At 48.7% G+C, this 11738-nt stretch carries 11 protein-coding genes; 10 read left to right on the top strand and 1 reads right to left on the bottom strand.

Features of this window, described 5'->3' with window-relative positions:
• The 10 genes from MHM95_RS06455 (at nucleotide 1) to MHM95_RS06410 (ending at nucleotide 10997) form a co-directional block, all read left to right on the top strand.
• Nucleotides 1–1080: a glycosyltransferase family 4 protein gene (locus MHM95_RS06455; protein ID WP_239384745.1), complete on the top strand. Its 1080-nt coding sequence runs from the start codon at nucleotides 1–3 to the stop codon at nucleotides 1078–1080.
• The gene (locus MHM95_RS06450) at nucleotides 1070–2278 is read left to right on the top strand and encodes an aspartate-semialdehyde dehydrogenase (RefSeq protein WP_239384744.1); all 1209 of its coding nucleotides are present in this window, start codon (nucleotides 1070–1072) and stop codon (nucleotides 2276–2278) included. The genes MHM95_RS06455 and MHM95_RS06450 overlap by 11 nt, the downstream gene beginning before the upstream one ends.
• Nucleotides 2275–3297 (top strand): acyltransferase, encoded by a 1023-nt coding sequence (locus tag MHM95_RS06445; RefSeq protein ID WP_239384743.1) that lies wholly within the window; start codon nucleotides 2275–2277, stop codon nucleotides 3295–3297. Before MHM95_RS06450 ends, MHM95_RS06445 begins: the two co-directional genes overlap by 4 nt.
• 9 nt (nucleotides 3298–3306) lie before the next feature.
• Entirely contained in the window at nucleotides 3307–4041 is a 735-nt protein-coding gene (locus tag MHM95_RS06440) for a WecB/TagA/CpsF family glycosyltransferase (protein ID WP_239384742.1), read from the top strand.
• A 137-nt stretch (nucleotides 4042–4178) separates the two neighbouring features.
• Nucleotides 4179–5579, top strand: a complete 1401-nt coding sequence (locus tag MHM95_RS06435) for an undecaprenyl-phosphate glucose phosphotransferase (protein ID WP_239384741.1) — start codon at nucleotides 4179–4181, stop codon at nucleotides 5577–5579.
• A gap of 16 nt (nucleotides 5580–5595) precedes the next feature.
• On the top strand, nucleotides 5596–6792 hold the full coding sequence (locus MHM95_RS06430) for an outer membrane beta-barrel protein (RefSeq protein ID WP_239384740.1): 1197 nt from the start codon (nucleotides 5596–5598) through the stop codon (nucleotides 6790–6792).
• Complete coding sequence (locus MHM95_RS06425) at nucleotides 6792–7307, top strand: polysaccharide biosynthesis/export family protein (RefSeq protein WP_022945851.1); 516 nt, start codon at nucleotides 6792–6794, stop codon at nucleotides 7305–7307. Before MHM95_RS06430 ends, MHM95_RS06425 begins: the two co-directional genes overlap by 1 nt.
• 14 nt (nucleotides 7308–7321) lie before the next feature.
• On the top strand, nucleotides 7322–9535 hold the full coding sequence (locus MHM95_RS06420; protein WP_152441561.1) for a polysaccharide biosynthesis tyrosine autokinase: 2214 nt from the start codon (nucleotides 7322–7324) through the stop codon (nucleotides 9533–9535).
• An 8-nt stretch (nucleotides 9536–9543) separates the two neighbouring features.
• Nucleotides 9544–10266, top strand: a complete 723-nt coding sequence (locus tag MHM95_RS06415; RefSeq protein ID WP_239384739.1) for a CpsB/CapC family capsule biosynthesis tyrosine phosphatase — start codon at nucleotides 9544–9546, stop codon at nucleotides 10264–10266.
• On the top strand, nucleotides 10239–10997 hold the full coding sequence (locus MHM95_RS06410) for a hypothetical protein (RefSeq protein ID WP_239384738.1): 759 nt from the start codon (nucleotides 10239–10241) through the stop codon (nucleotides 10995–10997). The genes MHM95_RS06415 and MHM95_RS06410 overlap by 28 nt, the downstream gene beginning before the upstream one ends.
• On the opposite strand, the gene MHM95_RS06405 is transcribed toward MHM95_RS06410, so the two are convergent.
• Complete coding sequence (locus MHM95_RS06405; RefSeq protein WP_239384737.1) at nucleotides 10933–11736, bottom strand: Rossmann-like fold-containing protein; 804 nt, start codon at nucleotides 11734–11736, stop codon at nucleotides 10933–10935. The genes MHM95_RS06410 and MHM95_RS06405 overlap by 65 nt on opposite strands.
• Nucleotides 11737–11738: the final 2 nt, after the last annotated feature.

Raw genomic sequence — 11738 nt, 5'->3', positions numbered from 1 at the left:
ATGAAACAGTACAAAAACATTACGTTAGCCACCGCGCGAGGCGGCCAAGGCGGTATAGCTACGGTCTTGCATACGTTGGAATCTTCGGGGTTTTTCTCCCGCTGGCATGTAAAGCATATCGCCACCCATCAGCGTGACACGTCAAAGTTGGGCCTAAAACGGCTGTTTACTTTTCTCTTCGCCTATATCCAAACAGCGTGGACTCTATTGAGCTCCCGTGTGGCGGTGGCGCATATTCATATGGCATCGCGGGGCAGTTATCAACGCAAATCGCTGCTTATTAGATTGCTAAAACGCTTTCGAGTGAAGGTTGTATTGCATTTGCATGGCGCCGAATTTCGTGAATTCTTCGAAAACGAATGTGACGCCCAAAAACAAGCCCATATTCGTCATACCTACGAGCTCGCAGATAAGGTGATTGTGCTCTCCACACAGTGGCAAAGCTGGGTTGAGAGCTTAGTTAATGACCCCAGTAAAGTGCAAGTGATATACAACGCCGTGGACTCTTTGCAATTAGGGACTGAGCGCACCGAGCCTGGATTGATTCTATTTTTGGGCCGTCTAGGCCAGCGCAAAGGGGTTGGAGATTTAATTACGGCATTTGCTGAGGTAAAAAAACAGTGTCCTAACGCACGCTTAGCACTCGGTGGCGATGGTGATATGGCCATCTTTAAAGCTCAGGTTGCTGAATTAGGGTTAGAGCAGGATGTTAGCTTTTTAGGGTGGATCAGTGGTGAGCAAAAGCTCGACTATCTTGCTCGAGCGGATATTTATTGCCTGCCTAGCTACAACGAAGGCTTCCCTATGGGTGTGCTCGAGGCCATGTCTGCGCAAAAAGTCGTGGTCGCCTCCAATGCCGGAGGCATACCTGACGCCTTGCAACATCAACATAGCGGTTTGATGTGTCCTGCCGGTGACGTTAAAGCGTTGGCCCAGTTGCTCATCAATGCCATTGGCGATCGTGGCCTTAACGCGCGATTAGCCGCTAATGCGAAACAACGCTTTGAAGACAACTTTTCCAAGCAGGCGGTGATCCCGCAGTTAGACGCCCTGTACCGGGAGCTACACGATGAACACTAAGACTGCTAATACACTGGCTCAGCAAACCTTAAATTTAGCGCAAGCGGATGATTATGCCGGCTATGACCCTTTTGATGGCCTGAACAGTCGACTGTTTTCTGTTGCTCCTATATTGCGCAAGGGCGTATTTGGGCTGGCATGGACGCAGCTGTTCAAACGCTCGCCCATCAACTTCAGGCCCTTATGCTTGGTGCCCAAGAAACGCAACCCCAAAGGCGTGGCATTATTTATCTTAGGCTTGGTGAATGATTATCAGCGCAGTGGTGAGCAAAAGTACGTGCATGAAGCACAACGTTTAGCGGACTGGTTACTGACGCAGAAATGCGATGAGCAGCAGTGGGGAGCGCCTTGCTGGGGGTATCACTTTGACTGGAATGCCCGGGCGTTTTATGTGCCCAAAGGCAAGCCCAATGTGATCACCACCCTGTATGTTGCCAAAGCCTTACATGCTTTTGGGCAAGTGACGAAGCAAGATAAGTATACACAGTGTGCAATGCAAAGCGCCCACTTTATGGTAAACCATTTATATACGCAGACCACGGACGAACAGGGGCGAGAGCAATGCTATTTTGCCTATATTCCAGGTGAGTCGGCATTCGTACACAATGCCAGTTTGTGGGCTGCGGCTTGGGTGGCCACCTTCGCTGCGTACTATGATGACAGCTTATACGGCGACTTAGCCTTGCAGGTTGCGCGACAATCAGTACAAGCACAAAATGAGCAGGGTGCGTGGGTCTATGGAACACGTCATCATCATCAGTTCATTGACGGCTTTCACACCGGGTATAACCTCGAGGCGCTGGATATTGTGCGTTCGCAATTGCAAACGACAGAGTTTGACGCGGCGATAGAACGTGGTCTGCAGTTTTATACTGAGCACTTGTTTGATAGCCAAGGCACGGCGAAGTACTATCACGATAATCCCTACCCACTGGATATGCACAGCGTCTGCCAGGCGCTATTAACTTTGCTAAAGGTGAACCCCAATGCCGAGCAACTGGCATTGGCGGATAAAATACTGGCCCGCAGCGTGGATTTGCTCTACGAGCAGCGCAGTGGCCGTTTTGTGTATCAAAAAGGCAAACGCTACACCAATAAAGTCAATTATATGCGTTGGACCCAGGCCTGGGTGTATTACAGCTTTAGTGAATTGGCGCTTGTGCAGCAGCGTACCCGCGTTGAGCAGGAGGCCGCGTGAGGCTTGCTGGGATTGACGCAATGCGCTCACTGGCGATTATTTTGGTCGTCGCGCAGCACACCTCATTGATGGGCGACGACAAAACTGCCGTTGACTATCTATATAAAAATTTGGTCGCTAACTCATCGGTATTCTTTGTCGCTTTGTCCGCTTTTTTAGCGGCGCATATCAGCTGGCCGAAGCAGCGCTGGACTGATTTTATGCGCAAGAAAGAGGCGCTGTTGATTCCACCTTTTGTGTGCATCTCTTTATTGGCGCTTACCAAAGCGTATTCTAAATGCACCTTAAGTTTGTACTGCCAAGATTATCAGCTTATAGAGGTGGGCTTAGGGGGAGCGTTATTCCCGCTTTGGTATGTGCCTTTTATTATGGTGATGTTCTCGCTTACGCCAATGCTCAAACTGTATCATGCTCAGTCGCTGTGGTTGCAGGCCCTAGTGTTAATCCCCTTATGCTACCTCTCCATGCGTATTGGGCGTCCGCAAGAGCTGACCCATCTCGCACATAATTTACTCTACTTTTTGCCTGCTTTTTTACTGGGTTTGAGCTGTGAAAAGCTGCAGCGCTGTCGACCAGTATCGAGAGCATTGATAGTCAGCTTAGCTGTGGCTGCTATTGGCGTATGGCTCTATCAAAGCCTGCACTTACAGCAGTTTGGCAATGCCCACCATCCACGCTTAGGGTTGTATGCTGTTGATTGGCTGTTTGTGCAAAAAGCGATGCTCAGTTGCGTGTTGTTATTGTTATTAAGCAATTTGCGCGTAGAGCAGTGGTTGCAACGACACCCCAGTTTACTCAAGCCGCTGTCACAATTGGCGATGATGAGCTTTGGCATCTTCTTTATTCACGGCTTGTTTACCTACGAGTTGTATCTACTTACCAAACCCTTGGCACACATTAGCTATGTACTTAGCTCCGTGGTCGCAATGGCGCTGTGTCTTGCGCTTGCGTGCGGTGCGCTCACTATTGGCCAACGGCTTATCGGCAAGCGATACAGTCGCTATATTGCCGGATATTAAGGAGAAATCATGAAAAGAATTCAATTTTTAAATGCCCCTATGGATAGCGCCACAATGACGGAGACGGTAACGGTGATCCGCGATCATATTAAGGGCGGGCACTTTCTTCAGCACGTGGTGGTTAATGTCGCCAAATTAGTCAATATGCAACGTGATGCTGAACTCGCTGACTCAGTCAAAGCTTGCGACATCATTAATATCGATGGCATGGGTGTGGTGTGGGGAGCAAGAGCCTGTGGTCATGACATACCAGAGCGCGTCGCTGGCGTTGACCTGTTCCATGAGCTACTGGCAATGAGCGCCGAGCAACAATTCAGTGTGTTTTTACTTGGCGCGAAACCCGAAGTGGTGGCTCGTACAGCTGAGGTGGTGCAAAAGCAAAATCCGCAATTAAACATAGCGGGATATCACCATGGCTATTTTTGGGATGATGAGCAGGCAGTGGTTGAGAAAATCAAGGCATCCGGTGCACAGCTACTTTTTGTGGCCATCACCTCGCCGAAAAAAGAGAACTTTATCAACCGCTGGCAAGACCAGCTCGGGGTCAACTTTGTTATGGGCGTTGGCGGCACTTTTGACGTTGTTGCCGGTAAGGTAAAGCGGGCGCCAAAGTGGATGCAAAATGCGGGGTTGGAATGGCTATATCGCGTTTTGCAAGAACCCGGAAGAATGTGGAAGCGCTACCTTCTTACCAATAGCCGCTTCGCTTATTTGTTAATGAAAGAGCGCATGACAAATAGATGACAGCGCTTATAGTTAACCCGTTGTTCATGGTTAAATGTTTATTATAGACAGGTTAGTTAAATCTATTTTACTTGGTGGGATTGTGGATTATAATTTCACCTGTTACTAGGATGGCTGAATTTAAGCTTGGAGCACCCATGACCAGCGATAAAACATTTAAAAATAACCCAACCTCCAGCGGTGTTTTCTACCGCTTGATGGATTTGTTTTCGATCACTGCCGGGCTCTTTATAGCCGCTGCTATACGTGGCGTTGAGCTGAATCAGCATTACCTGGTAGCATTTCTTATCTTGATGATTTGTTACCTCTACACAGCGGAAGTTTTTAACGTCTATCGCAGTTGGCGAGCAGGTAAGTTTCAGCATATGGTGAGTTGGTCTTGGCTCTCTTTAGTTATTGCAAGTGGTGCATTATTCATCTTCGCTTTTGGTTTTAAGTTTAGTGAAAATTTGTCACGTTTAACTTTGTTTATTTGGTTTCTTAGTTCATTTATATTTCTGTTTAGTTGGCGGTTGTTTATTCGTTTATATAAAGTAAATAAACGAAAGCTTGGTTTTAGCTTAAAACGAGTCGCTATTATTGGCGCGACCGAGTCAGGGGCCAATTTATTTAGGGAAATAAGTCAGCATGATGAGCTGGGCTTTGATTTTGTGGGCTTTTTTGAAGACCGCCAACCAGATAGAGTATTCGAGCAGTTGCATTTCCATGTTCAAGGAGCAATTTGTGAGGCCGTCAACGCTGCTCGTCGCGGTGAAGTCGACGTTCTGTTCATTGCTCTGCCGATGAAAGCCGACAAGCGTATTGCCGATATCTTGCGGCAACTTGGGGATACCACTGTTGACGTCCACTTTGTCCCTGACTTTTTACTCTCGAACTTGATTCATGCGCGCATCGACCACGTCGGTGGGTTTGATACCCTAAGCGTGTTTGAGTCGCCTTATTTAGGTGCGCGAGAATTTATCAAACGCTCGGAAGATATCGTCGTCGCAGCGTTAATCCTATTGCTCATCTCACCACTGCTTATCGCTATAGCAATTGCAATTAAATTAACCTCTGCAGGGCCGGTATTGTTTGTACAAGACCGATATGGCCTCGGCGGCGAGCGTATTCGGGTTTGGAAGTTCCGTTCAATGAAAGTAATGGAAAACGATGCTGTGGTGCGTCAAGCGACGAAAAACGACGCACGCATTACCCCCATCGGTGGGTTTTTGAGGCGCACCAGTTTGGACGAATTACCGCAGTTTTTTAATGTTTTATTCGGCGATATGTCCATTGTCGGCCCTCGTCCGCATGCTGTGGCACATAACGAGGAATATCGTAAGAAAGTCGAGTTTTATATGATCCGCCACAAGGTTAAACCAGGGATCACTGGTTGGGCACAAATTAATGGCTGGCGCGGTGAGACAGACACCTTAGAGAAAATGGAAAAGCGGGTGGAGTTCGATCTCCAATACATTAAAAGTTGGTCTTTGTGGTTTGATATAAAAATTATATTTATGACTATTTTCAAAGGCTTCGTTGGAAAAAATGCGTATTAATATCAGGGAGTGGATAATGAGAAAGTCGATGCTGGCAGCAGCGTTATTGAGTGCGACAACAGCCCATGCAGCGATGCCAAAGCCAGGCAGCTATATCACCCAAAATGGCCTTGAATTAACGCCCAAGCTCAGTGTTGGCGCGATGTACGATGATAATATTTTCAGTACGCCCGACAATGAACAAAGCAGTATGATTTACACTGCCACGCCAGAGCTCGAGATGGCGTATGATGACGGCATTAACCGTCATCAGCTTACTACACGGTTAAGTTCAGCGGCCTATATTCAAAGTAGTGCAGACAATTATACCGATGGTCATATTGGTTACTTGTCTCACTTTGAACCGTCACGACGTCATCGCTTCAATGTGCGTGTTGACGCCGATTGGAATGTTGAGCGCCGTGGTGAAGGTCTGTCTGAAGGACAACCTAATGCCTTTGCTGAGCCGCTTACTTACGAGCAGCAAAATTACCACGCCGACTATGAGTTTGGCGCACAAACAGCGATGTACCGTGTTAAGTTTGATGCGGGCTATTACAACAAAAACTACACGCGTTTTGAGACCATTACGCAGTATCGTGACTACGACAAAGCAAATTTCGGCGCCACACTTTACTTTAATTCACAATCACGCTCAGATGTGTTCGTCTCCGTACATCAAAACAACTATCGCTACGATATTGTTGACATCAATGGTGTCACTCGCGATTCCGATGATTATCAGGCTTATGCTGGGTACAGCTGGGAAGCAACGGCGCTAACTGAAGGTGAGATCAAAGTCGGTTATCAGAAAAAGGATTTTGCTAATGCTGCTCGTGAGAACTTTTCTGGGGTCAGTTGGCAGGCCAAGATTAAGTGGCAGCCGCTGACTTATAGCCACTTCCGATTTACCACTTCACGCAGTGCGCGCGACCCTTTAGTTGAAGGCGATTATGTTCGTGAGACGTTCTACGAGGCGCAGTGGGTGCACCAATGGCGTGAAAACCTGCAAACTAAGGTGGCGTATTCGTACACCGATGATGAGTTCGTCGGTGTAAGCCGTCAAGACTCGCTACGCGGACTTACTTTGGCGATGGATTACGCATTGAGCCCAAGCGTGGTGCTATCAAGTTATTACGAACTGCGCAATGACAACTCTACTCGCGACGATTTAGCCTTTGACCGCAATCGCATTGGTTTGACTGTACAGTTTGCGTTGATGGGGAGTCGTTAATGCGGTGGCTAGCTGCAGTGCTGCTGGCACTATGTAGTCAATGGGCGGTTGCCAACAGCGATTATAAGCTCGGGCCGGGCGATCAAGTGCAAATTAGAGTGTTTGGTCAGCCGGATCTTAATATAGATGCTTTATTAGGCAAAAGTGGCGTAGTCAGCTACCCCTTTTTGGGTGAGCTTACCTTGACAGGACTCACAGTAAAAGAAGTGGAGCAGCTGATCTACAGTGGCTTGAAAGGCGACTACCTTGTTGAGCCCAATGTCTACGCCCAAGTGGTCAGCTACCGACCTTTCTATATTCATGGCGAAGTTGAAGAGCCTGGTGCCTACCCCTATCAACCAGGACTGACGGTGGATCAAGCTATCGCCTTGGCCGGTGGCCTCACTGAGCGAGCCTCCACAGACAAAATCTTTTTGCTCAGTGAACAGCAGCAACAGGCAAAGCGCAGTAAAGCGTCTTTGCAATCTCAGGTCGCCGCCGGTGACACTATAAAAATAGAGCAACGGTTCTTCTAATTTCAGGGTAGAGAATGAAAACAGCAACACGCAATACAGGCGCCGCTGAGGTTGTGACTCTGGGCTATTACTTAAAAGTCATTAACAAGTTTAAGTGGCGCATTGCGCTCTTGGCGATTTTAGTTACCACCCTAGCTATGGTGTGGGCGCTGCAATTGACTCCTTCATACCGTGCTAGCGCCACCTTACTTATTGAGGCGCAGCAGCGTAAAGCGGTCAGTTTTGAAGAGGTCTATGGTTTAGATGCCTCAAAAAAAGAGTACTATCAAACCCAATATGAGATTCTGCGCTCCAGAGCCATTGCCAGAGATGTGATAGAGCAATTGAACCTGCTTGAGCATCGAGATTTTCAACCCAAGCCTAGTATGCTCAGTTGGGTTATGAATGATATTAAGCAATGGGTGAAGCAATATATTCCACAAAAGCCACAGACATTGCCAAGCACCGCCGATGCGCAGCAAGCTTACGAAAAACGAATGCAGAAAATTATCACCGCGTTTTCGCGGCGGCTGAGTATTCATCCGATCCGTAAAACCCAGTTGGTGGTTATCGCCTATGAGTCAAGCGATCCGGCGCTGGCTGCTGATGTCGCCAATGCCGTTGGTGAAGCGTATATTACTCATGCGATGCAAGCGAAAATGGGCATTGCTAAACAGGCTTCGGGGTGGTTAAACGACCGCCTAAGTATCCTGCGAGAGCGCTTGGATAAGTCCGAACAGAAGCTGCAAAGCTACCGAGAGCGTGAGGATTTAGTTGATATTGAGGGCGTTGTAGGGTTAGTGCGTCGTGAATTAGAGCAAACCGCGCAACAATTGGTGGAAGCGAAGCGTAACCAAAGCGAGCTCAACGCGATTATGCGCGTGGTGGATGAGTATGGTCGTGATGACATTGCCAGGTTGGAATCGATCAACGAAATCACCACTCACAAAGTGATTCAAGACGTGAAGCGCGAGGTTGTGACCGCGCAGCGCAAAGTCAGTGAATTACGACAAGTATATGGCCCTAAACATCCTAAAATGATTGCCGCGCGAGCGGAGCTTGCTACTGTGCAGGAAAACTTATCGGCACAAATTCGCTCTTTGGTGATGGGCTTAGAAAAAGAGATGCGCACCGCCAATAGTACGGTGTCAGCGTTGCAGCAAGATGTGGAGCAATTGCGTCAGCGTTTTCAAATGCTAACGCGTAAAGAAACTGAGTATCATCAGCTCAAACGCGAAGTGGAAACCAACCGCAATATCTATGATACCTTTTTATCGCGCTCCAAAGAGACCGAAGTCACCAGTGATTTCAATTCGCCAATCGCTCGGTTTACCGATTATGCCTACCAGCCGACGAACCCAGCGAAGCCAAACCGTAAGTTAATCGTCGTATTGGCGTTCGTTGCGACCTTAGGTTTCGGTATCGTGCTGGCGTTTCTAACCGACGCGCTAAACGACACGCTGAACAACGCTGAAGAAGTAGAAAATAAGCTCGGTCAGCGACTGCTAGGGGTGTTGCCGAGTTTACCCTCATCAAAACGTAAGCCGCTGCCAACGCACACCTTCTTTGATAAAGGTAAGTTGGCTTTTGCGGAGGCGGTGCGCACCTTTAGAACGTCGCTGGTACTCAGTCAGATGGACCGTGACAATCAAGTGATTGAAGTGACTTCATCGGTGCCGGGTGAAGGGAAATCAACCACATCCATCAACCTCGCTTTCTCGCTCGGGCAAATGGAAAAAGTATTATTAATTGATGCTGATATGCGTCGCCCTTCATTGGCTGGGCGCTTCTCTCTTCCGGCTTACCAGCCAGGTCTGGCGAATGTCCTTGCGAACACTCAGCAGCTTGAGGAGTGTATTCACGTTGATGAACAGTCGAATATTCACGTGTTGTGTGCAGGGCAAATCCCATCTAACCCGTTAGAGCTACTCAGTAGCGAAAACTTTAAGGCCCTGTTGGCACACTTGCGCCAGCAATACGATTATATCGTGCTTGATACGGCACCTTTAGAGGCGGTGAGTGACGCGCTTGTTGTTTCCCAGCACAGTGATTCAGTGATCTATGTCGTTAAATCAGGATCGACACGTCAGGGGTTAGTGAAGGCCGGGCTACACCGCTTAATTGATGCTAAAGCAAACGTTTGTGGGGTGCTGCTAAACCAAGTTAATGGCAAACAAAAGCAGGGTCATAATGCCCATTATGGCTACTACGATAGCCATGGATATACCCAAGCAAATGCACCAACGTAAGGCTTGCTATGATTGATATTCACAACCATGTGTTGGCCGGGATAGATGATGGACCGCAGCAGTGGCAACACAGTATCGCCATGCTCGAACAAGCTAAGGCGCAAGGGATCTCCCATGTGGTTGTCACACCGCATCTGCACTTTGGTCGCTTTGACAACACCCAACCCGTAGTCGCGCAAAGTTTTGCGCGGTTGCAGCAAGCTATACGTGAGCAACAGCTCGATATTCACGTTGCTTTTGCCAGTGAAGTGCGCATAGACTCGCAAATTATGGCAGCCCTCGCCAGGGACCTCATTGCGCTGTTTCATGGTCAAGGCCCAGAGCGGGCAATACTCTTAGAATTGCCGCACTCGCATGTACCTCTCGGTGCCGACAAGCTGATCACTTGGTTAAATCGCCAAGGCTTAACAGTGGTGCTGCCGCACCCTGAACGCAATAGAGAAATTAAGGCGAAGCCACATTTGCTGGCACGATTTAAGCGCTTGGGGTGCTTAATTCAAGTGACGGCAGGGAGTTTGCTAGGGGATTTTGGTGATGACAGTGAAAAACTCGCAGTGCATTGGCTAGAGCAGGGTGACGTTGACCTGATAGCCAGTGATGCCCACAGTTGCGAACGTCGACCTTTTCGCCTAGCGCAGGCCCGTGAGCGCTCTGAGCAACTGGTCGGCAAGGAGCTGGCCCAACGCTACACCAAGGAGAACCCATGGCGTCTATGCCAAGGTCTATTTTAGCTCGGTTAACTCCTCGGCACTTGGCAGCCACCGTGCTTATGCTGATCAGTATTGGCTTGGCAGCGGGCTCCATTGCTGCCTTGCAGGGCAATCTAGCCTATTTACAAGGTAAAACGTTGCTGTCGCACTTGCAGCTGCAACAAGATGAGTTGGAGCCAGCCGTCGGCTCGACCCATTACATGCGCGCCCACATGCGTCTGCAACGCGCTGCTGAGCTCGTTCCTAACCATGCACAATACCACACGATTCAGGCGCAGCTATCATTGTATGGCTTTGCGCATGGCTATGCTGATGGCGTTGAACTGAGAACAGCCAAAGAACAATTGTTGCACTCACTGAGCTTGCGACCGAGCTGGCCGTATACTTGGCTGGAGTTGGCAAAAGTGAGCTATTCTCTGGATGGAATCAACGATTCGGTGTGGCAGTATTTAAAACAGGCGCAACAATATGGGCCCTTTATAAAAGAGGTTAATATCACCAGTGTTGAGTTTTACCTTTTATATTACGCTGAACTCAATGCTGAGCAGCGCCAAGCACTGCGTATTCAACTGCAACGAGCATTAGTGCAACGGGATGGTGCCTGGCTATTGTGGGAACGAGCCCAACTGCGAATGCGCAAAACCTTGTTATGTCATGAAGTGGCGAAACTGCAACAGCAGCATCAAGTCATGAATAACCTTTGTAAGCGTGCGCAAGCCAATTTTGCCAGTGTTGCTGATAACCCAGCATAAGCTGGTGTTGGCGACTCTCGAAGTGTTGAGCCTGGTCTTTTTCATTGCAAAAAGGGCCAGCATGGCACAGTGGGCAATAGTTGGCATCATCTAAATAACGCGGGCGGTGATAGGGAAAGTCAAGGTTTTTGGGGTTCAGCGCGTAGCTGTAGGTGACTCCTTTGGTGTCTTTGACATGTTTATTGCGGTCCACGTTGCGGATACGGTAACCGGGGAAATCATCAATATTAAAGGGCTGCTCACCGACATACTGTATATCAAGACCAGTACACAGGGCGTGGTCAAGACCCCAATGACTGTAAGGCTTGACGTCTTTTGAGGTGATATAGCAAAGCCCGGCGCCGTGTTTAGCTAGGCCATAGGCGCTACCATAGCGTAAAAATTGGTGTAACAGGGCGCGATTCAAGGTGTTGAGGCCACCTTGTTGCTGCGCTGCGGCAAAGGCGCTTTTAGAGCCTAGTTGGCTGAGCAATGGAAACTGAAAAATGATGACATCAAAGCCCGTGCTAAGGCGTTGCCAGCAGGCCTGGTTGGTCACATCAAAGCTGAAATACAGCGGTACCTGGGCTTGGCGTAACTCATCAATGCCGTGATGGGAGTACTTCTCTCGCAGTACCGCTTCTGAGTCATACACAGAGCCGACGATATGGGCGTCTGCAAAGCGTCGTTTAAGCGCCCGGGTAAAGGTTAAATCGCCGTCGCCGACCGTTAAAATACGCCACTGAGCACTTAAGTACATCG

Origin of the sequence: Pseudoalteromonas sp. CnMc7-15 (assembly GCF_022347925.1) — a bacterium.
Taxonomy (GTDB): domain Bacteria; phylum Pseudomonadota; class Gammaproteobacteria; order Enterobacterales; family Alteromonadaceae; genus Pseudoalteromonas; species Pseudoalteromonas ruthenica.
This window is presented reverse-complemented; position numbering and strand designations above follow the sequence as displayed.

Bases quoted from the DNA above. Each gene is read 5' to 3' on its own strand.
- MHM95_RS06455 (WP_239384745.1), top strand. From the start codon at position 1: ATGAAACAGTACAAAAACATTACGTTAGCCACCGCGCGAGGCGGCCAA.
- MHM95_RS06450 (WP_239384744.1), top strand. From the start codon at position 1,070: ATGAACACTAAGACTGCTAATACACTGGCTCAGCAAACCTTAAATTTA.
- MHM95_RS06440 (WP_239384742.1), top strand. From the start codon at position 3,307: ATGAAAAGAATTCAATTTTTAAATGCCCCTATGGATAGCGCCACAATG.
- MHM95_RS06435 (WP_239384741.1), top strand. From the start codon at position 4,179: ATGACCAGCGATAAAACATTTAAAAATAACCCAACCTCCAGCGGTGTT.
- MHM95_RS06430 (WP_239384740.1), top strand. From the start codon at position 5,596: ATGAGAAAGTCGATGCTGGCAGCAGCGTTATTGAGTGCGACAACAGCC.
- MHM95_RS06425 (WP_022945851.1), top strand. From the start codon at position 6,792: ATGCGGTGGCTAGCTGCAGTGCTGCTGGCACTATGTAGTCAATGGGCG.
- MHM95_RS06420 (WP_152441561.1), top strand. From the start codon at position 7,322: ATGAAAACAGCAACACGCAATACAGGCGCCGCTGAGGTTGTGACTCTG.
- MHM95_RS06415 (WP_239384739.1), top strand. From the start codon at position 9,544: ATGATTGATATTCACAACCATGTGTTGGCCGGGATAGATGATGGACCG.
- MHM95_RS06410 (WP_239384738.1), top strand. From the start codon at position 10,239: ATGGCGTCTATGCCAAGGTCTATTTTAGCTCGGTTAACTCCTCGGCAC.
- MHM95_RS06405 (WP_239384737.1), bottom strand. From the start codon at position 11,736: ATGTACTTAAGTGCTCAGTGGCGTATTTTAACGGTCGGCGACGGCGAT.